This is a genomic window from Janthinobacterium sp. SUN033 (assembly GCF_030397595.1).
In the GTDB taxonomy this organism is placed as follows: Bacteria; Pseudomonadota; Gammaproteobacteria; order Burkholderiales; family Burkholderiaceae_D; genus Janthinobacterium; species Janthinobacterium kumbetense.
In genome coordinates this window covers 1,440,566-1,460,762 of the sequence record NZ_JAPQNV010000001.1, presented here as the reverse complement: position 1 = coordinate 1,460,762, position 20,197 = coordinate 1,440,566, and the positions used below count along the sequence as shown (strand labels likewise).

Here is a 20,197-nt window from a genome sequence, read left to right as displayed (position 1 = left end):
TTAAAGCGATGTTTTCCTCCTGGCAGAAGCTGTCGACCAAAATCGTCGGCGCGCTGCTGCTCATGCTGGTGCTGGCCCTGAGTGCCATCGGCTGCACTCTGTTCCTGTCGTGGCAGCTCGAAGGCAGTTCGGCCGCCATCAACGAGACGGGCCGGCTGCGCATGCAGACTTACCGCCTGACCCTTTTGCTTGCCAGCGATGCGGGCGAGCAGGCGCGCCAGCAAGTGCTGCTGATCGACGAGACCCTGGCCAAGATCGGCCATGGCGACCCGCAGCGCCCCTTGTTCCTGCCGCCCAGCAGCGCCATCAAATCCGAATTCGAGCGCATCGGCACCGCCTGGCGCGGCGCCCTGCGTCCGGCCGCCCTGGCCGCCGATTCCAGCGTGCGCGCGCGCCAGTTCGAGCATGACGCCGATACCTTCGTCGGCCAGGTCGACCAGCTGGTGCGCCTGATCGAACACGATAGCGAACAGCGCACCTTCTGGCTGCGCGCCTCGCAACTGATCCTGGTCGGGATGGCCGTCATCGGCACGGTCAGCATGATTTACCTGATGTTCATGCTGATCATCGAACCGGTCACGCGCCTGCGGCTGGGCATGCAGCGCATGAAGGAACGCGACTTCAGCGTGCGCCTGGCAGTGGAGAGCAATGACGAATTCGGCCAGCTGGCCAGTGGCTTCAACCAGATGGCCGACCGCCTGCAGGCGCTGTACGGCAACCTGGAAGAGGGCGTGCGCAGCAAGACGGCCACGCTGGAATACCGCAACCGCGAACTGGCGCTGCTGTACGAAAGCGCCGCCTTCCTGCAGCGCCCGCAGCCCCTGGAAGACATCTGTGGCGGTTTCATGCAGCGCATCGTCGACTATTTCGAGGCCGACGGCTCCACCGTGCGCGTGCTCGACGCCGAGCGGGGCAACCTGCACATGGTGGTGCACCACGGCCTGTCCGAGGAACTGGTGGCGTCCGAGCATTGCCTGAAGGTGGGCGACTGCCTGTGCGGCACGGCCGTCGAGATGAAGGTGGCGAAGGTGCACGACATGCGCCGCATCGACAAGGCGCACGAGCTGCGCTGCCACCGCGAGGGCTTTGCCACCGTCTCCGTCTTCCATATCCACGCGCACGAACAGCACCTGGGCTTTTTCAACCTGCATTTCCGCCATGCGCGCGTGTTTTCCGCGCGCGAGCTGGCCTTGCTGGAAACGCTGGGCCAGTTGCTGGGCATCGCGCTGGAAAACCTGCGCCTGGCCGCGCGCGAACGCGAAATGGCCATTTCCGAAGAGCGCAACCTGGTGGCGCAGGGGCTGCACGACAGCATCGCGCAAAGCCTCAATTTCCTCAACCTGCAAGTGCAGATGCTCGACGACTCCGTACGCAACGCCCGTTTCGACGAGGTGGCGGGCATCGTGCCGGCCCTGCATGCGGGCGTGAAGGAAAGCTATGAAGACGTGCGCGAACTGCTGGCCAATTTCCGCAGCCGCCTGATGGAAGATGACCTGATCGGCTCCCTGCGCGCCGCGGTGGACAAATTCCGCCGCCAGACGGGCATCGACGCCGAACTGCTGGCCGATGTCGACGGCGCGCCATTCCCCCGCGAGCAGCAATTGCAGTTATTATTCATCGTGCAGGAAGCGCTGTCGAACATCCGCAAGCACGCCCAGGCCAGCCACGTCGAGGTGCGCCTCGCCGACCACCAGGACTTTACCTTGACGATCAGCGACAATGGCGTCGGCTTCGACGCCTGCGCCGTGCTGGAAAAGGGCGACAGCCATGTCGGCATCCACATCATGCGCGAGCGCGCGCAGCGCATCGACGCCACGTTCGACGTGCACGCCTGTCCTGGCGGCGGCACCACCGTCGAACTGCATTTGTCGCGCGAGCAGCGCCGCGCCGCCTAAGTAACCACCTGAAAGTACAAAAAAATGGAGACACCCGATAAACCGATCACCGTCATGCTGGTGGACGACCACGCGCTGTTCCGCAGCGGCATACGCTCGCTGCTGCAGCGGCATACGGACTTTTCCGTCGTGGGCGAGGCGGCCGATGGCGTGGAAGGCATCAAGCGCGCCATCCAGTTGCAGCCCGACGTGGTGCTGCTGGACCTGAACATGGCCGGCATGTCCGGCGTGGAAGCGCTGCAGCTGATGCAGCACGATTGCCCGGACACGGCCATCGTCATGCTGACCGTGTCCGAAGATGCGGAAGACCTGGCGACGGCCTTGCGCGCGGGCGCCTGCGGCTACCTGATCAAGAATATCGACGCCGATTACCTGGTGCGGGCCATCCGCCGCGCGGCCGCCGGCGAAGTCGTCATCGCCGAAGCCATGACGGGCAAGCTGGTGGCGCAGCTGCAGGCGGGCACGCGGCGCGAGGAGCCCGTGTCGGAACTGGACAAGCTCACGCCGCGCGAAAAGGAAATCATCGACTGCCTGTCGCGCGGCGAGAGCAACAAGGGCATCGCCCGCACGCTGGACCTGGCCGAAAGCACAGTCAAGATCCACGTGCAGAACGTGCTGAAAAAACTCAACCTCACCAGCCGCGTGCAGGCGGCCGTGTACGCGGTCGAGCACCGCCAGGGCAAGTAGCCTGCGCCGGCGGCTAGTCCTTGCGGGCTAGCCGTCTAATCCTTTTGCCGATGGCGGCAGCTGCGCTTTTAAAGTAGTATATTGAATATATCTTTAAATGCGAGCCCATCATGGCCATCACCCCGATCAGCGAACCATCTCCTTCTCCCTCCGCCCCCGGCGCTGCGCCCTGGCATGCCGGCCACGCCGTCTGGCAACTGGGTTTCCGCCCGTTTTACCTGCTGGCGGCCGTGTTTGCGGCCATCAGCATTCCCCTGTGGCTGGCCAGCTACTTCGGCGTGCTGGCGGGCGGCTTGCACGTGGGGCTGGGCTGGCATATGCATGAAATGGTGTTCGGCTTCGCGCTGGCCGTCGTCGTGGGCTTCCTGTACACGGCGGGACGCAACTGGACGGGCTTGCCCACGCCGCACGGCGCGCCGCTGATGGCGCTGGCGGCGCTGTGGCTGGCGGGGCGCGTGGCCATGCTGTGCGGCCCGAGCCTGCTGGCGGCGCTGGTCGACTGGCTGTTCCTGCCGCTGGCCGCCTGGCCCCTGTATCGGGTGCTGCGCCGCTCGGGCAATACGCGCAACCTGTTCCTCGTCGGCTTGCTGGCCCTGCTGGCGCTGGCCAATGGCCTGTTCCACGCGGCCGCGCTGGGCTGGCTGCCGCTGTCGCTGTTCCTGCCCGTGCAGGCGGCCATCTTCATCATCGTGCTGATCGAATCGGTGATCGGCGCGCGCGTGATTCCCATGTTCACCCGCAATGGCGCGCCAGGCAGCACGCCCGTGGCCAGTCCGCAGCGGGCCTTGATCGCCGTGGCCTGCATGGCGGCGGCCGCGATCGCATGGCTGGCCGGCGCGCCATCCTGGCTGACTGCGGCGCTGGCCTTCTGTGCTGCCGGCGTCTCGCTGACCAACCTGCTGGCCTGGCAGCCGCAGCGCACTTTGCGCGTGCCGTTGCTGTGGATCCTGCACCTGTCGTATGCGTGGATAGGCATCGGCTTTGCGCTGCTGGCGGCCGCCAGCCTGGGCCTGCTGCCAGCCAGCGCCGCGTTTCACGCGCTGACGGTGGGCTCGATGGCGGGCTTGATCATCGGCATGATGACGCGCACCACCCTGGGCCACACGGGGCGGCCGTTGAAAGGCGGCAGGGCGGAAGCGGCGATGTACTGGCTGATCCAGCTGGGCGCGCTGGCGCGCCTGCTGGCCGCCGTCGGTCCCGCAACGCTGGCCATGCCGCTGCTGCTGGCAGCGGGCGCCTGCTGGTCGCTGGCCTTTGGCCTGTATGCGTGCGTGTATGCGCCGTACCTGTGGCGCGCCAGGGTGGATGGCCGCGAAGGCTAAGCGTCAGAAAGGGCGCCAGGCCAGCAGTTTCCTGATTTCCGGCGTCCAGTAGGACAGCGATTCGCCCACGACGAATAGCAGCAGGCCCAGCATCAAGGCTCTCAGCAGTAAATCCCTGCACCAGATCATGGCGTCTCCCAAATTTTCATATTGGCAAGTTTATCATTGGCATGCCCGGCCATGTTGCGTTTCTGGTACGGCCGCCTGGTCGGACGGCGGCGTCCGTGCCGTGAAGGTCGCGACGGCCTCGATGGCGTGCGCCAGCGCCTGCTCCAGTGTGTCGAGCGCGGCGGCCGCATCGTCGCCGGCGTGCAGCAGCTGTTCGGCATGCCGGGCCGCATGCAGGGTGGCGGGCAGGGCCAGGCTGCCCGCCTCGCCGGCCAGCTTGTGCGCCAGCGCGGCCGCATCGCCGCGCGCATCGGTCGCCAGCAGCGCCCGCATGGCGCCGACCGTGTTGCCGTAGATGTTGCTAAAACGCAACAGATGCTGGCGGTAGGGCGCTTCATCGAGCCACTGCGCCATCCCTTGCGCCAGGTCGATCGCGGGCGCCGCGCCGGCCGGCGGCTCGGTCATTGCCATTTCGGCCGTGACAGGCGGCAGGGCAGGCAGCACTTGCGCATGACGCCGGTGCGCGCGCGCCACCAGGGCGATGGTCTGCGGCACGTCGAACGGTTTGCTGATGAAATGGTTCACGCCCGCTTCCAGTGCCGCCGTGCGCTGCGTCTGGAAGGCGCCGGCCGTCAGCGCCACCACGGGCAAGTCCTGGAACTGAGGCAACTGGCGCAGCGCGCGCGTCGCCTGCAAGCCATCCATGACGGGCATCTGCACATCCATCAGCACGACGTCGACGTCGGCGGGGTGGGCCAGCAGCCAGTCCAGCGCCTGCCGGCCGTCGCAGGCGAACGAGGGCACGGCACCCTGGTCGCACAGGATATGCCTGACCACGTCGCGGTTGATTTCGCTGTCGTCGACCACCAGCACGCGCACGCCGGCCAGCTGGCGCTCTTCCAGCGGAACCAGACTGGCGTCCAGGCCGGCGTCCCTGGCCCGCTGCTGGCGCGCATCCATCGCCGCGTTGTACAGGCTGGAAGCGGTCACCGGTTCGTTGAGGATGGCATCGGCGGCATAGGCCGGGTCGGTGTGCCGCCGTGCCGGCGCTGTCGCCGTCACGCCGCTGGCGGCCAGGATGACGACGGGGCAGTCCTGCGGCGGCAGGTATTCGCGCAGCGCGCGCGCCGTCGCTTCGCCGTCCAGGTCCGGCATGTGCGCGGCCAGCACCACGACGCCGGGCCGCTCGCCCTCGGCGCAAGCCAGCGCATAATCGAGTGCCGCCTGGCCGCCGGACACGGCATGCACGTTCCAGCCCAGGCCGCGCGCCACGGCGCCCACCGCCTCGCGCGTGCCGGCGTTGCCATCGGCCAGCAAGACATGCAGGCCCTGCATGTCGGGCGAGGACAGGGCGCCGGCGGGCATCAATTGCACCGGCACCGTGAAACTGAATTCGCTGCCCAGGCCCAGGCCGCTTTTCAGCTGCAGGGTGCCGCCCATCAGACGGACCAGCTGGCGGCAGATGGTCAAGCCCAGTCCCGTGCCGCCGAAGCGGCGCGTGGTGGAACTGTCGGCCTGGGCGAAGGCGGAAAAGATCGCTTCCTGCACCTCGGGGGCGATGCCGATGCCCGTGTCGCGCACGCAAAAGCGCAGCACGGCGGCGTCGCCGTCGCGGCTGTCCAGCGTGCTCAGCAGCTCGACCGTGCCCTGTGGCGTGAACTTGATGGCATTGCTGCCCAGGTTGACCAGCACTTGCTCCAGCCGCAGCGCGTCGCCCAGCATGTGGTCGATGCCGTCGGGCAGCGGCCCGATCCGCACCTCAATCGGCTTGTCGTGCGCGGCAACGCCCATGCTGGCGGCAATCTTTTCGATCACTTCGGCCAGGCGGAACGGCGCCTGCTCGATGCGCATGTGGCCGGCCTCGATTTTCGAGACGTCCAGCACGTCGTTGATGATGCCCAGCAGGGACTGGCCGGCGGCGCGGATCTTGCGCGTCATCAACAGTCCCTCTTCATCCAGGCGGCCCCTTTCCAGCAGCCAGGCCATGCCGAGGATGGCGTTCAGCGGCGAGCGGATTTCATGGCTCATGTTGGCGAGGAATTCCGCCTTGCTGCGGTTGGCCGCTTCGGCCCCGTCGCGCGCCAGCAGCATGGCCGCCTCGGCCTGCTTTTGTGCGGAAATATCCTGGGCAAAGATCAAGGTGGCCGGTCCATCCTTGAGCATCACGCGCGTGCTGGTCTTGAGGATGGGCACGGGCCGGCCCTGCTTGTCGAGGCCGACGGCTTCAAACACCTGTTCGCTGGCCGAATCGGCCTCGATCAGCGCCTCGTTGCTTGCCAGCGCCACTTGCGAGTCGGCCGTGAGCATGGTGCGCCAGGCCAGGCCGCTCAGGTCGTCCTCGGGCGCATAGCCATGCAGGTGGCGGTAGCGCGGATTGGAATACACGAAGCGTCCATGGCGCAGGATGGCGATCGCCACGGGCGCATCTTCGATCAGGGTGCGAAAGCGCGTTTCGCTGTCGGACACGGCTTGCATGGCCTGGCGCTCCCTTTCCTGTTCCACCTGCCAGGCCGCCTGCTGCCGCCGCCGCCGCTGGCTCCAGAACAGCAGGCTGGCCGCGGCCAGCGCCAGCATGGCAAAGCCGAGCACGTAGCCCAGCGCCTGGCGCCGCAGCGGGGCGGCGATGGCCGCTTCTTCGCGGCTCAGGCCGATGATCAGGGCGCGGTCCATGTGCAGCGTGGCGGGGGCGATGGTTGCCATCGCCATGACGCGGGGGGAGGCGGACCCGCCGGCGCCGGCAATCTCGACGCCGCTCAGCACGCCCGCCTGAAAGCCGCTGTCGCGAAAGCGCCGCAGGAAGCTGCCGGGCGCGTCCACATTGCCGCCATTGGCGTTCCTGGGGGGATAGTTCAGGAATTGCCGGCCGTCGCCATGCACGACCACGGCCCAGACGTCGGGCGCATACATGGCGGTGCGGAACTTGGCCGTGAAATACTCGGGGTCGAAGGTGGCCACGACGACGCCGGCAAAGCGGCCTTGCCGGTCCTGCACCATGCGCGCCGCCGTGATGACCAGGTCCCGCTTGAAGGACAGGAAAGGCGCCGAGATGTACAGCATGCGCGCATCGGGGGCGTCGCGCGCCGTCTGGAAGTAGCCGCGGCGGGAAAAATCCTGGCCGGCCAGTTCCGGGATGTTGGTGGCGACCGGCTTGCCGCCGGCATCGATGACCAGCATGGTGCGCACGCCCGGCATGGCGTCGACCAGCGCGGCCAGGCGCCGGGGCAGCGCTTGCCCGGCGTCGGGCGCGGCGCCGGCGGCAAGGTAGTCGCGGATCACGCCGTCGAGCACCAGGTTGGTCGACGCCAGGTCGACTTCGATATTTTTTGCCAGCAGCGCCGTCAGCACGCTGAGCCGTTCGCGCTCGGCCGCATCGTGCCGCGACGCTTCGGCCAGGTGCGCGTAGGCGAGGGCGGCAGCCACGATCAGCAGCCCGAGGAGCAAAAACAGCCATTCGATCAATCGCCTGTGCACTGCCGCCGCGTCTGTGTGGTAGGTCATGTGGCGATGCTATACCCGATATGCACGGAGAACAACTTTTGCGCATGACTACGCAGGTGATAGTGTGGCCAATTTGCCGCCAGGCTAGTGCGCCAGCCAGCGTTCCACCATGGCGCGCAGCTGGGCGGCCGTGAAGGGCTTGGACAGGTAATCGTCCATGCCGGCCGCCGCGCAGCGCTGCCGGTCGTCGTCGGTGACGCCGGCCGTGAGGGCGATGACGGGCAGGCGCCGTGCGCCGCTGGCCGCTTCGCGGGCGCGCAGGGCCTGGCACGCCTGGTAGCCGTCCATGACGGGCATCATGCAATCCATCAGGACCAGGTCGTACTGCTGTCCGGCCAGCGCTTGCAGGCCCAGCGCGCCGTTCTCCGCCGTGTCGATGGCGTAGCCGCAGGTGCCCAGCTGCAGGCACACCAGCTGGCGGTTCAGCACCGTATCCTCGACCAGCAGGATGCGCGCGCCCTGCGCTATCTCCTGTTCCGGCGGCTTGGCGGCATCCACTGGTGCCGCGCGCTCCTGCAGCGCCAGCACCGTGGCCGCGTCGCGCTCCTGGCGCCGCAGCAGGGCCAGGATCAGCGCGACGGCCGCGGCCAGCACGAGCAGGCTGACGACGGCCGCGCCGCCCATGGTGAGCAGCATGCGCCGCCAGCCCGCCAGGTAGACGTCGTCCGTCACGGTCACGTTGATGGCCAGCGGATAGTCGCGCACCAGCCGTATGGCGGCCAGGCGGTCGACCGCGCGCCCCTGGTCGGCCGCGCGCGGCGTGTCCACCTGCAGCACGCCATCGGACTTGCCCTGTTCCAGCAGGCGGTAGGTGCTGCCCGTCAGGTTGCGCTTGCCCATCATGGAGGGTACGGCCGGCCAGCGGGCCAGCAGCGTGTAGTCGCTGCGGTAAAGGGAAAAGGCCGTGTGTTCGCCGATGCTGGTGTTCTGGAAGAATTTGCTGAAGAAGTCGCACGACAGGCCCACCAGCACCACGCCCAGGAAGCGGCCGTCCGTGCCGCTGATGCGCCGGCTGATATAGAAGGTCCAGGCGCCATCGCCCTTGTTTTGCACGGGCGCGCTGACATGCATGCCGCCGTCCGGGTGGCGCCGGTGATACTCGAAGTAATCGCGCTCGTCGAGGCGGATGGGCGGCGCGGGAAAGGCGCGGCTGAAGGCCAGCACCTTGGCATCGCCGCCGATGATGGATACCCCGTCCACTTGCGGCACGCCGCCGATCTTGTGTCGCAGCATCTGCTGCATGGCCGGGGTGCCGACGGCGGCGGCCAGCGCTTGCGCGTCCGCGGGGGCGGCGGCATCGATGTCGCGGCTGACGCCGTCGAGCACCAGCCTGGCCGCCGTCATGCTCTGCGCCGTGTTTTCCGCCAGCAGCAGCGACAGGTTGGACAGGTCCTGTTTCCAGTCATCGACGGCTTCGCGGTGCAGCAGCACGCCGGAGACGACGATGCGCAGCGCCAGCAGGCCCACCAGCACCAGACCCACGACGGCCGCCGTGGTGCGTGGCCGATAGCGGTGCACCAGGCGCAGGGCGGCCTGGCGCGCGTTCATGCCTGCGCGCCCGTGTAGTCGAGCATGCTGCGGCGTACCTCCTGCTCCACCGCGCCGACCAGCGCCGCCGTTTCAGCTAGCCAGTTCGCTGCCGGCACGCCCTGGTGGCGCACCAGCTGCTCGAATTCCGCCAGGCGCGCCGCCAGGGCGCTGGCGCCCAGCAGGACGACGGTGCCGCGCAAGGTATGGCAGCTGTGCACGATGGCTTGCGCCGCACCGCCGCGCACGGCCTGCTCGACGCGGGCAAACATGGCCGGCGCCGTATCGAGGTAGGTCTGCGACAGGGCGCGGAACATCTCCAGGTCGCGGCCGGTGGCCTGGAACAGCACGGCAGGATCGATGTGGCGATAGGCTGGCATGGCGGCTCCGTGGCGGGGGGAAGGCGGTGGCCGGCTAGGCGGCCAGGCTGTTGCGCCGCGCATGGCCGGCGCAGCAGGCGCGCAGATAGCCGCGCAGCTCGTCGTAATTGACGGGTTTGGCAAAGAACACCACGCCGGGCGGCACGCCGCCCCGTTCTTGCAGTTCCTCCGGCGTCAGGCTAGACAGCATGGCGATGTGCATGTCCGCCAGCAGCGGGTCGGCCAGGATGGTGCGGATCACCTCGTAGCCGTCGATGCCTTCCATGATGATGTCGGCCAGCAAGATGTCGGGCTGGTCGCGGGCGATTTCCATCAGCGCCTGGTAGCCGTTTTCGCAAAAGCGCAAGTCCGCCTGCAAGCCCCAGGAACCGATCTGCTTTTCATACAGCGCCCGTTCGATCGGATTGTCTTCGATGACGAGGATGGACGGCGGGCGGCCCGACGGGGCGGGGCGGCCGGCGCGCGCGGCGCGCTGGTCCTGGCCCGGCTGGCCGGGATTGCCCTTGTAGGCTTCGACGGCCGCGAGGGGAATGCGGCGGTGGCCGCCCTTGGTCTTCCAGGCTTCGATCACGCCGGCCTCGACCAGTTGCTGCACCGATGTGACCGAGATGCCGAGGATTTCGGCGGCCTTTTGGGTAGTGCAAACGTCTGCAGTGTGCATGATGGGCTGTCTGGTTGCGGATGAAGTTGAAGGAGATGATACGCAATCGCGCTCAAAAAATCAATTTTAACGAATTAGATGAATTCAATAAAAACCTGGCTGGTTCAGGGCCGGGCAGGCGCGCCAGGTGGATGCGCGCTCATGGCCGGCTGCCTGCGCCGCTGCGCTCCTCTGCCAGCACCGCGCCCGTTTGCAGGGCCGTGACGGCTTGCGACAGCGTGTCGAGCGCCATCAGCAGTTCCGCATGCAGGCGGCGCAGCGCGCCGATATCGTTGGCAAAGCCCGCATGCACGGCCTGGCGCGCCAGCGCCTGCAAGGGGAGCAGGCCCATGGCCAGGCTGCCGTCGAGAATTTCCTGCGCCAGCACGCGCGCCGGGGCGGTCCGCTCGCAGCGCAGCGCATGGGCGATGCCGGCGAGGCGGTCGCGCGTCTCGGCCACGAACAGGGCCAGAATCTCGCCCTGCAGGCGCCGGTCGTGGCCGAACATGGCGTCCAGGCGGGCCAGTTCGAATGGCGGCGCGCCCGGCGCCCTGGGCGCTTGCGGCGGCGGTGCGCTGTCAGCCCCCCTGGCCGGCGGGGCCGCTTTGCGCATCTGCAGCAGTTGATGCAGGTCGGACGGCGTGCTGCTGCCGGCCGCTGGCGCGCGGCCGGCCTGGCGCCAGCGGGTGCGGCGCCAGAGCAGGGCGGCCAGCAGCAACAGCAAGCCTGCCAGCGCCAGCGCCGGGCGCATCAGCGACAGGTCTTCGCAGCGCAGGAAGGGGTGGATGGAGAGAAAGGCGTTCATGGCGGTGCTCCGGTGCGGACGATGCGCGTGATCCTGCGTGAGGGCGGACCTAAAATACTTCCCAGTCGCCGGCATCGGCGCCGGCCGGCGCCGTGTTCCTGGCCTGGCCCGCGTGGCGCGTGGCGACCAGCCTGAGCGTGGCCTTGTGCTGTGCGGGCCGCCGGGCGGCAGGCGCGCGGGGCGCCGCGCCGGCTTGTCCTTGCGCCAGCTTGAAGGTGCCCACCACGTCGGCCAGCTTGGCCGCCTGTTCCTGCAGCGATTGCGATGCCGCCGCCGCTTCTTCGACCAGGGCCGCATTCTGCTGCGTGACTTCATCCATCTGCGCGATGGCGCGGTTGATTTCCTCGATGCCCGTGCTTTGCTCCACGCTGGCGGCCGAGATTTCGCTGACGATGCCGGTGACGCTGCGCACCGTGTCGACCACTTCCGTCATGGTCGCGCCGGCCTGCCGGACCAGCTTGCCGCCTTGTTGCACCTGTTGCACGGAGTCGCCGATGAGTGCCTTGATTTCCTTGGCGGCCGCCGCCGAACGGTGCGCCAGGTTGCGCACTTCGGTGGCCACGACGGCAAAGCCGCGTCCCTGTTCGCCGGCGCGCGCCGCTTCCACCGCCGCGTTCAGGGCCAGGATATTGGTCTGGAAGGCGATGCCGTCGATGACGCCGATGATGTCGGCGATCTTGGCGGACGAGCTGTCGATCGCTTGCATGGTGCGGATCACGTCGCCCATCACTTGCCCGCCCCGCTGCGCCTGGTCCGAGGCGCTGACGGCCATTTGCCGGGCCTGGCGGGCGTTGTCCGCATTCTGCCGCACGGTGGCCGTCAATTCTTCCATGGCCGACGCGGTTTCTTCCAGCGAGCCGGCTTGCTGCTCCGTGCGCGCCGACAGGTCCAGGTTGCCCGCCGCGATCTCGCTTGACGCCGTGCCGATGGTGTCCGTGCCGGCACGCACTTCGGCCACGATGCGCACCAGGCTGCCGCTCATCTCCGCCAGGGCCGTCATCAGCTGGCCCACCTCGTCGTGCGAGGCGGCGCTGACCTGCACGCTGAGGTCGCCGCTTGCGATGGTGCGGGCCACGCCGATGGCGTCGGCCAGCGAGGCGGCGATGCGCCGCGCCAGCAGCAGGCCCATGCCGGCCACCAGGGTCGTCACGGCCAGGGCCAGGCCGCTGGAAATCCAGCGCGCGCTGGCCGCGGCCGCGGCGCCGTCGGCAGCCCCCCTGGCGGCCAGGGTTTCGTTGTAGCGGTGATGAGCGGCGAGGGCGTCGACCAGTTCCTTGATCAGGGGCTGGCTTGCCATCAGCAAGTCGCGTGCGGCGTCGAGTTCGCCCGCCTTCGACAGCGCCAGCACCTTGTCGCGCACGGCGTCGTAGCGCAGCAGCACGGCGCGGTCCGTGGCCAGCAGCGCCTTGTCTTGCTCATCTGAAATGTTTTCCTTTTCATACTGGTCGAGCGCCTTGCCGACCGCCGCGCGCGCCTCGTTGATGCCCGCTTCCAGTTTGTCGCGCCTGGCGGCGTCCTTGCTGGCCATGTGCTGCCAGACGGCCGTGCGCATCTGCGTGAACGGCACGAATGCCTGGTTCAGGGTCAGCAGGCTGGGAACCGTGTTGACGGTGGCATAGCTGGCCGCCGTGTACACGCGGTCCATCTGGTAGATGCCGAAGCCCGCCAGGGCGGCCAGTCCCAGGACGACGGAAAGGATCAAGACGTACAGCCGTTTAGCGATGGTCATGATGGGCGCCGCTCCAATGAAGTGAAATTCAAGAAAAATACTTTGCCTGGATGAGTTTTTTCATTTTACGACAAAAATTTGTTTTATTCGAGAAATTTGTTGTTTATCTATTTTAATTTATGTTTTTCATCAAAATCGCATCACAGAAGCTGTCTGAACGCGCATGTCGTGTATAAAAAGCCACACGGCACGCGGCGGGCGTTCTGGCGTGTGGCACGCTTTGACAATTAGTGAAAAAATGCAATTTCATTGATTGCCATCAAATACGGTGCGCAGGCGCGTGCCGCCGACTGACTCTTGTAAAGGAGCATCATGACTGCCTCTGCCCGGCCTGGACCCTTGCTTGTCATCACCGCAGTCATCTTTATCTTGCTGGGCCTGGCGCTCGTTGGCGGCGGCGCCTGGCTCGTCAGCCTTGGCGGTTCCTGGTATTACGTCGTGGCGGGTATCGGCATGATAGTTGCCGGTGCGCTCGTGTGGAAAAGGCGGCGCAGCGCCCAGCTCTTCCTTGCGCTGCTGCTGTTCGGTACCCTGATCTGGTCCGTGATCGAAGTGAAGTTCGACTGGTGGCAATTGCTGCCGCGCCTCGATATCTGGTTCGCCGCCGCCGTCTGGCTGCTGCTGCCGTTCATCGACCGCCGCCTCGATCCGCCCTTGACGGCCGGGGCGAAACCGCGCGACGCGGGCAAGAGCGCGCTGGCCGCCGCCGTGGTGCTGACGGCCGCCGTGGGCGTGTTCTCGCTGTTCCAGGACTATTACACCTTGCACGGCGAAGTGCCGGCCGAGAACATGGCCGCCGTGCCCGCAGGCGATTTCGCGCCCGGCGTGGCGCCCAACGACTGGGCTGCGTATGGCCGCTCCGGCTATGGCGACCGCTATGCGCCGGCCGCGCAGATCACGCCGGCCAACGCGGCGCAGCTGAAACAGGCGTGGGTCTACAACACGGGCGACTTCAAGGGGCCGACGGATCCGGGCGAGATCGCCAACGAAGTCACGCCGCTGAAAGTGAACGGCATGCTGTACCTGTGCACGCCCCATAACATCGTCATCGCGCTGGATCCGGACACGGGCAAGGAGCTCTGGCGCCACGATCCGAAGATCAACCGCGACGCCTCCAGCTACCAGCACATGATCTGCCGCGGCGTCGCCTACTGGGACGTCAACGCGGGCCGCGCCAAGGACAGCCCGGCGCCGGAAGCGGCCGGCATGGAATGCCCGCGCCGCATCTTCGCGCCCACCATGGATGCGACCTTGATCGCCGTCAATGCCGATACGGGCGAAGCGTGCAAGAGCTTTGGCGAAAATGGCGTCATCGGCCTGTACCACGGCATGGGCATGAAGAAGCGGGGCTTCCTGATGCCGACGTCGCCGCCGGCCGTGGCGCAAAACGTGGTGGTGATGGCCGCCAGCGTGACCGACAATTTTTCCACGGAAGAGCCGTCTGGCGTGATCCGCGGCTACGACCCCGTCACGGGCAAGCTGATGTGGAACTGGGATGCCTCGAACCCGGACGACACGGCGCCGATTGCCGAGGGGAAAACCTACACCAACAATTCGCCGAATTCCTGGGGCGTGTCCAGCGTGGATGAAAAGCTGGGCATGGTCTACATTCCGATGGGCAACGAAACGCCCGATACGTGGGGCGGCAACCGCAACCCCCATGGCGAGAAATACAACAGCGCCATCGTCGCGCTCGACCTGGCGACGGGCAAGGTGCGCTGGGTGTACCAGACCGTGCACCACGACATCTGGGACATGGATATCGGCGGCCAACCGACCCTGGTCGACATCGACACGCCGAAAGGCAAGGTACCGTCCGTGGTGGCCACGACGAAACGGGGCGACATCTACGTGATCGACCGGCGCGACGGCAGCCTGGTCGTGCCGGCGCCGGAAAAACCCGTGCCGACGGCCAACGCGGCCCCCGGCGACAAGCTGTCGCCCACGCAGCCATTCTCGGCCCTCACGTTCTTGCCCGAGAAAAACATCAGCGAAACGGATATGTGGGGCACGACGCCGTTCGACCAGCTGGCGTGCCGCATCATCTTCCGCCAGCACCGCTATGAAGGGCCGTTCACGCCGCAAACGGTGGCCGAAGGCAAGATCAAGGGCGCCATCATTTCGCCCGGTCCGCTCGGCATCTTCGAGTGGGGCGGGGCGGCCGTCGATCCCGTGCGTCAGTTGCTGCTGGTCAACCCCGACTACATGGGCTTCCTGGAACGCCTGGTGCCGCGCGCGCAAGCCAATGCGCCGGGCGGCACGGGCACGGAAATGGGCTTGCAGCCGCAGACGGGCGTACCGTTTGCCGTGGAAATCAAGCCCTTCCTGTCGCCGCTGGGCTTCCCATGCCAGGCGCCGCCCTGGGGCTATATCGCCGCCGTCGACTTGCGCACCATGAAAAAAGTGTGGATGCACAAGAACGGCACCACGCGCGACAGCGCTCCCGTGCCCATCGCCTTGCCGCTGGGCGTGCCCAGCCTGGGCGGCATCAGCACCACGGGCGGCGGCGTGGCCTTCCTCAGCAGTACGCTCGACTACTACATCCGCGGCTACGACGTGCGCAACGGCAAGACCGTATGGAAAGCCCGCCTGCCGGCCGGCGGCCAGGCTACGCCGATGAGTTATGTCTCCGACAAGACGGGCAAGCAATATGTGGTGGTGATGGCCGGCGGCCACGGTTCGCTGGGCACGAAGATGGGCGATAGCCTGGTGGCGTTTGCCTTGCCGGACGAGGCGGTGAAGGAGGCGGGGAAAGGGAAGTAAGCGCTACGCATCCGCGGCATGGATCGGCCATGCCGCGGATGCGCTGCCATTGAAGCGTTCGACCTTATTGCAAGCGGCGATTCAAGACGATCAGTTCGGCATTGCCCGCGTTATCGTCTGCCATCGGGTAGAGCACTACCGCATAAGCACGATCGCTCGTCTTGTTGATGCTTGAAATGATCAAGTTGTCACGGGGTATAGACAAAAGCTCGTTGGTCAGCAAGTTCCTGTAGCCTTGCTCATCTTTGCTATAGAAGATTTCCAATAACTGATCATTTTTCGTGGTCAGCCAGCCATTTCCAAACTCGCTATTGAAGCGGGTGATGAAAGTGTCGTCGCCGATGTTGACCGGTTGCCATGTATTGAACAATGGGTCAGCAAAATCCACCAATTCAATGACGGCACTTGCACCATTCTCATCTATTTTCTGGATAACGAGCTTGTCTTTTTCCTGCGCCAGCAGATAAGAATTCCCATCGAAGGAAGCGCTTAATATCTGCAAGACATAGATGCCATCCGAGTCGATTTCGCGATGGCGAATCACATTGCCTTTTTCATCAAGCTCCCGGTGCAGGAGCAGGCTGTCTTCATTGGCCAGCAAATGAATCGCCTTGTTGGCAATGCTGATTCTGTTATTTGCGGGCAATGGGATCTTGATATTGTTTTTCTTTTTTAGTTTTCCATTGATAAATTCGATGGCCAGGATCTTATCGGGTTTGCTGTCATAGAAATCCACATCGTGAAATATCGAACAGGTTTCCGTTGTTCCAATGAAGGTTCCTGTCAATGGACGGCTGCCCTTCGGTATTTCCACGTCTTCACGATTAAAGATGGGAATGCTGATTTCCAGTTCATTGTCAGGATGATAAGGGATGACGGAGACATAGTTGTCCTGATCCGGACTCAGGAACAGTGTCGGCAAGATGCCGTCATCCTCGATGTAGTTGTCGATATTGCCATCAATCTCGACCACCGTATAAATCAGCTTGTACGTGCCATTTTTCCCGTATACATAGTTCGCCAGCAGCGTCTTTTCAGCAAATGCAATGCTGTCTTTTGCCGATACCTGTGTCTCAGCGACGAGCGTTGTCATGGTGCACAAGTCGCCCTGTGTAACAGACGATGCATAGGGCGCTACCTTGTCGAGGTTTTTCATGCGTCAGATTCTCTCCGTGTCTTATTGCGTGGCCAGTCCCAGCTTCAAGCCCACCAGCTTGCCCGGCGCAGCCTCCGTTTTTTCCGGCGCGCCCGCGCTGACCCTGGCCGCCGGCGTGCCGTCCTGCTGCAGGGCCGCCAGGATGGCCGCGCTGCGCTGGGCGCCCAGCTTGCTCAAGGCGTCGGCAGGCAGGGGCTGTTTGGCTTCCAGCTGCTCGCGCAAGCCGTTGTAGAAGGCGCCCGTGTCGGCCACTTGCGGCTCGCCCTCGATCAGCTTGCCCAGGCGTTGGAAGACGGGAATCTTCGCCGCCGCCGGAGCGGAGGCTGCCGCCGCTGTGGCTGGTACGGATGATTCCGCCGCCTTTTTCTGCTTGTCCAGCTCGGCCTTGCCGAAGCGTTCGCCGTACAGGTCGCGCAGGGCGCCGCGTATCTTGCGTTCGCCCAAGTTCAACGGCCCCGGTTCCTCGCCCGCTTCCAGCTTGATGCCGGCCTTGGCGGCGACGGTGCGGCGCACGGCCTGGGCGCGCAGGGCGGCCGCATCCGTGTCGCTGTACTGGCCCGGCACGGCCAGCTTCAGCTGTTCGCGCTTGGCGAGGATTTGCGCCACCTGCTTGAGCTTTTCCCGTTCCGGCGGCAGCAGCACGGCGCTGCCCGCATCGAAATCGATGGCTTCGAGCTTGTCGGCGCTGATGCCCAGCAAGTTGCCCAGCGCGCGGAACGGCGCCGTGACGATTTTCGTCAGCACATTGCCCACGGCTTTCCAGATCAGGGCGCCGTAGCTGAATTGCGGGTCGTTCATGTCGCCCGACACGGGCAAGCCCAGGTCGATGCGCCCGTCGCTATCCTTGAGGATGGCCAGCGCCAGTTCCAACGGCAGTTTCAAGGCGTCCGGGCTGTCGATGCGCTCGCCCAGGGTCAGCTTGTCGAGCACGATCTGGTTGGTGCCGTCCAGCTGACGGTTGCGCACCTTGTATTGCAAGTCCAGCGAAATCTTGCCTTCAGCCACCTTGTAGCCGGCGAACTTCATCGTGTACGGCGAAGCGGACACCATGTCGACGTTCTTGAACACCACGTTCAAGTCCGTATTGTCGGTCGGGGCGAACGGATTTAATTGACCACGCACGCGGGCCAGGCCGAATTCGTCGATGCGGCCGTCGAGTTCGATCTGGCTGCGCGCATCGCGCTTCGTCGACAGGCCCGTGACGACGCCATTCAATTCATATATCTTCGCGGCGAACTGGGGCCGCAAGCTCAGGTCGGCAAAGTCCAGCTTGGCATTCTGCAGGCGCACGCGGCGCACGCGCACGGGGAAGGCGGCATCGGCGGCCGGCGTGGCGGTGGCCGACGGCGCGGGCGCGGCCGGTTCCGGCGCTTTCACCAGCAAGCGCTGCGCGTTCAGGCTGCGGTCGTTTTCGATGATCAGCTGGGCGTTCGGTTCGACCACGCGCAATTCGGGGATGTCGACAAAATCGGGGCCCACGCTGGCCGTCAGCTTGTCGGCGCGCACGCTTTTCCACGAGGCAAAGCGCTTGCCATCCGTTTCATTGAGCACGAGGCCCGCGATGTCCACGCCGCCCACATAGCGCACTTTCGGCGCTTTCGGCGCGCCGCCGCCCGTCGTCAGGCGGCCGCTGCCGGAGAGCGAGCCGCCCGCCAGTTTCAGTTTCAGATGCTGCGCCAGCAAGGGTTGCACGGGGGCCAGGGTCAGTTGTTTCAAATTCAATTGCGCATCGACGGCGCCCGTGCCCGGCACGAACTTGCCGTTGGCAGTGAGCAAGCCGCCTTCGCGCAGGCCCACGCCCAGCTCGAACGGCAGCGCCTGCTGCATGTCGTTGCTGACGTTCTGCAGGGACAATCTGGCATCCTGCAGATTACCCTTGATACCCGTGCCCGCATCATCGAAACGGGCGCCGAACTTGCTCAGCTCTACCTTGTCTACTTTGGTGGACCACGGCGCGGATGGCGCATCCTTGGCCGGGTCGGTTTTGCCGGAGGCAAACACGGGCAGCTTTTGCGCAATCGCAAATTCGCCCTGGCGGTTGCGCGCCAGGTCGATTTGCGCGCCGCTGGCCGTCACGGAACCCAGGTGCACGGCATGCGCCGCCAGGTCGATCTTGCCTTCTGTAAAGCCCAACTGGGCCAGCTTGAACGGCGTTTGTGCGCCCCGCTGCATGGCGAGGTCGGCCAGGCTGAAGCTCGCGCCGTCGATCACGGTGGCCATGCCCGCTGGACCTTGTTGCAAGCCCAGTTGCAGCTGCAGTTGCAATTGTTTCGCGCTCAGCTGCAAGGCTGGCGAGATGGTTTCATCGATGGCGGACACGTCCACATTGGCCAGTGCCAGCTGTTTCAAGTCCACCTTCCATTTGCCAGGCTTGGCTGGTGCGGCTGGCGCGGTGGCGGCGGGCGCGGGATTACCCGGCAGCATCAGGTTCGCCACGTCGATCTCGCCCTTGCTGTCGCGGCGCACGGCCACTTTGCCGCCATACAAGTTGATTTTATCCACGGTCACGCTCTGGCGCGCCAGGTCCACGTTCACGCCGGCGACGCCCAAAGTATTGAGCGAAGTAAATGCTTCTCCCTTGCCGTCGCGCACCAGCGCCAGGTCGTGCAGGGCCAGGCCCGCGCCTTTGACGCTCGCTTCCAGCTTGCCGTCCGCATAGGAAAAGGCGTAGGGCAGGCGCGCCGACAATTGTCCGCTCGTCACCGTGGCGCGCGTATAGGCTTTCAGATACGCGGCCAGGCCGGGCAGGGAAGCGTCGTTCAGTATCAGTTCGCCTTCCCCCCGGATCGGGCTGAGCGAGGCCGTGCCGCGCCAGTGCAGCTTGCCGCCGCGCGCCGCGTCGGCGCTGAGGCTGTAGCTGCCGTTGGCGTCGGGCAGGGTCGAAATATTGTCGAGCGTAAAGTTGATGGGCGTGAAGTTGTCCGCATAGCCCGCCTTCTGATCGTGCCAATCCACTTTGCCTTGTTCCAGCGCAAAGTGGGCGATGACGAGGCGCGGCATGCCGCCTTCGCTTTTTTCCGGATGGTTGCGTTGCCAGGTGGCCAGCACTTCGGCCAGGTTGAACTTGCCGTCCGGCGTGATCGTCAGCTGGGCTTGCGGCGCCGTGATGCGGATTTCCGCCAGGCTCCAGGCGCGGCGCACGATGGATTTCCATTCCAGCTGCACGGCCAGGGCGCCGATGGACAGCAGCGGTGCGCCGCCCTTGCCATCCGCACTGGCCGCTTCCTTGAAAGCGATCTGGTCCGCTTCCAGGCGCAGGGTAAACGGATTGAAGCGCACGTCGGCGATGCTGGCCTGGCGCGCGAGTTCTTTCTCGGCAAATTTGGGCAGCTGGTGCTTGATGACGTAGGGCACCAGCCAGAAGCCGGCCGCGCTGTAGGCGGCCAGGGCGCAGCCTGTGCCAACGGCCCAGCGCTGCCAGCGTTTCCAGCGAAATGTTTTCGTCTGCACGCTTTTGTTGTCGATTGTATTCACGAACTTACCTTTTGATCTTGTTGGGCGGCACATCTTGCACGCCGTGACTGTCAGTATGCCTCTTTGCGGCTGTGTCTGCAAAATCCAAACGTGTTCAAGTGATAACAGGCGGCCTGGCGGACTGTTTATCTTATGAAATTCTCAGATTCTCACGAATTGTCACTTATTTATTGCGAATGATTCTCGTTACGGATATTATGCGCGGTAACTTGA

At 65.5% G+C, this 20,197-nt stretch carries 13 protein-coding genes; 4 read left to right on the top strand and 9 right to left on the bottom strand.

What is annotated here, in order from left to right; genetic code table 11:
• The first annotated feature begins 8 nt into the window (after positions 1 to 8).
• The 3 genes from OX460_RS06695 (at position 9) to OX460_RS06685 (ending at position 3,904) form a co-directional block, all read left to right on the top strand.
• Positions 9 to 1,895 carry a type IV pili methyl-accepting chemotaxis transducer N-terminal domain-containing protein gene (locus tag OX460_RS06695; RefSeq protein WP_354669818.1) on the top strand — a complete coding sequence of 629 codons (1,887 nt, stop codon included), beginning with the start codon at positions 9 to 11 and terminating at the stop codon, positions 1,893 to 1,895.
• A 24-nt stretch (positions 1,896 to 1,919) separates the two neighbouring features.
• A complete protein-coding gene (locus OX460_RS06690; protein WP_034781594.1) occupies positions 1,920 to 2,582 on the top strand; it encodes a response regulator in 663 nt (220 codons plus the stop codon).
• Between the two features lie 110 nt (positions 2,583 to 2,692).
• A complete protein-coding gene (locus tag OX460_RS06685) occupies positions 2,693 to 3,904 on the top strand; it encodes an NnrS family protein (protein WP_289898146.1) in 1,212 nt (403 codons plus the stop codon).
• A gap of 3 nt (positions 3,905 to 3,907) precedes the next feature.
• On the opposite strand, the gene OX460_RS06680 is transcribed toward OX460_RS06685, so the two are convergent.
• The 7 genes from OX460_RS06680 to OX460_RS06650 all read right to left on the bottom strand — a co-directional run bounded on the left by OX460_RS06680 (position 3,908) and on the right by OX460_RS06650 (position 12,591).
• Positions 3,908 to 4,033 (bottom strand): hypothetical protein, encoded by a 126-nt coding sequence (locus OX460_RS06680; RefSeq protein WP_257218626.1) that lies wholly within the window; start codon positions 4,031 to 4,033, stop codon positions 3,908 to 3,910.
• A gap of 33 nt (positions 4,034 to 4,066) precedes the next feature.
• Positions 4,067 to 7,510: a response regulator gene (locus OX460_RS06675; protein ID WP_289898145.1), complete on the bottom strand. Its 3,444-nt coding sequence runs from the start codon at positions 7,508 to 7,510 to the stop codon at positions 4,067 to 4,069.
• 84 nt (positions 7,511 to 7,594) lie between these two features.
• Positions 7,595 to 9,058 (bottom strand): response regulator, encoded by a 1,464-nt coding sequence (locus OX460_RS06670; RefSeq protein ID WP_289898144.1) that lies wholly within the window; start codon positions 9,056 to 9,058, stop codon positions 7,595 to 7,597.
• Complete coding sequence (locus OX460_RS06665) at positions 9,055 to 9,417, bottom strand: Hpt domain-containing protein (protein WP_289898143.1); 363 nt, start codon at positions 9,415 to 9,417, stop codon at positions 9,055 to 9,057. Before OX460_RS06665 ends, OX460_RS06670 begins: the two co-directional genes overlap by 4 nt.
• A 34-nt stretch (positions 9,418 to 9,451) precedes the next feature.
• Positions 9,452 to 10,078 carry a response regulator gene (locus tag OX460_RS06660; RefSeq protein ID WP_099664209.1) on the bottom strand — a complete coding sequence of 209 codons (627 nt, stop codon included), beginning with the start codon at positions 10,076 to 10,078 and terminating at the stop codon, positions 9,452 to 9,454.
• 139 nt (positions 10,079 to 10,217) lie between these two features.
• Positions 10,218 to 10,862, bottom strand: a complete 645-nt coding sequence (locus OX460_RS06655; RefSeq protein WP_099664208.1) for a hypothetical protein — start codon at positions 10,860 to 10,862, stop codon at positions 10,218 to 10,220.
• Positions 10,863 to 10,911: 49 nt separating this feature from the next.
• Positions 10,912 to 12,591 carry a methyl-accepting chemotaxis protein gene (locus OX460_RS06650; protein WP_289898142.1) on the bottom strand — a complete coding sequence of 560 codons (1,680 nt, stop codon included), beginning with the start codon at positions 12,589 to 12,591 and terminating at the stop codon, positions 10,912 to 10,914.
• 312 nt (positions 12,592 to 12,903) lie between these two features.
• Between OX460_RS06650 and OX460_RS06645 the strand changes: the two genes are divergently transcribed.
• Positions 12,904 to 15,354 carry a membrane-bound PQQ-dependent dehydrogenase, glucose/quinate/shikimate family gene (locus OX460_RS06645; RefSeq protein WP_289898141.1) on the top strand — a complete coding sequence of 817 codons (2,451 nt, stop codon included), beginning with the start codon at positions 12,904 to 12,906 and terminating at the stop codon, positions 15,352 to 15,354.
• Positions 15,355 to 15,418: 64 nt separating this feature from the next.
• On the opposite strand, the gene OX460_RS06640 is transcribed toward OX460_RS06645, so the two are convergent.
• Both OX460_RS06640 and OX460_RS06635 read right to left on the bottom strand, forming a co-directional pair.
• A complete protein-coding gene (locus OX460_RS06640) occupies positions 15,419 to 16,510 on the bottom strand; it encodes a hypothetical protein (protein WP_289898140.1) in 1,092 nt (363 codons plus the stop codon).
• Between the two features lie 21 nt (positions 16,511 to 16,531).
• Positions 16,532 to 19,984 (bottom strand): DUF748 domain-containing protein, encoded by a 3,453-nt coding sequence (locus OX460_RS06635; protein WP_289898139.1) that lies wholly within the window; start codon positions 19,982 to 19,984, stop codon positions 16,532 to 16,534.
• Between the last annotated feature and the right edge of the window lie 213 nt (positions 19,985 to 20,197).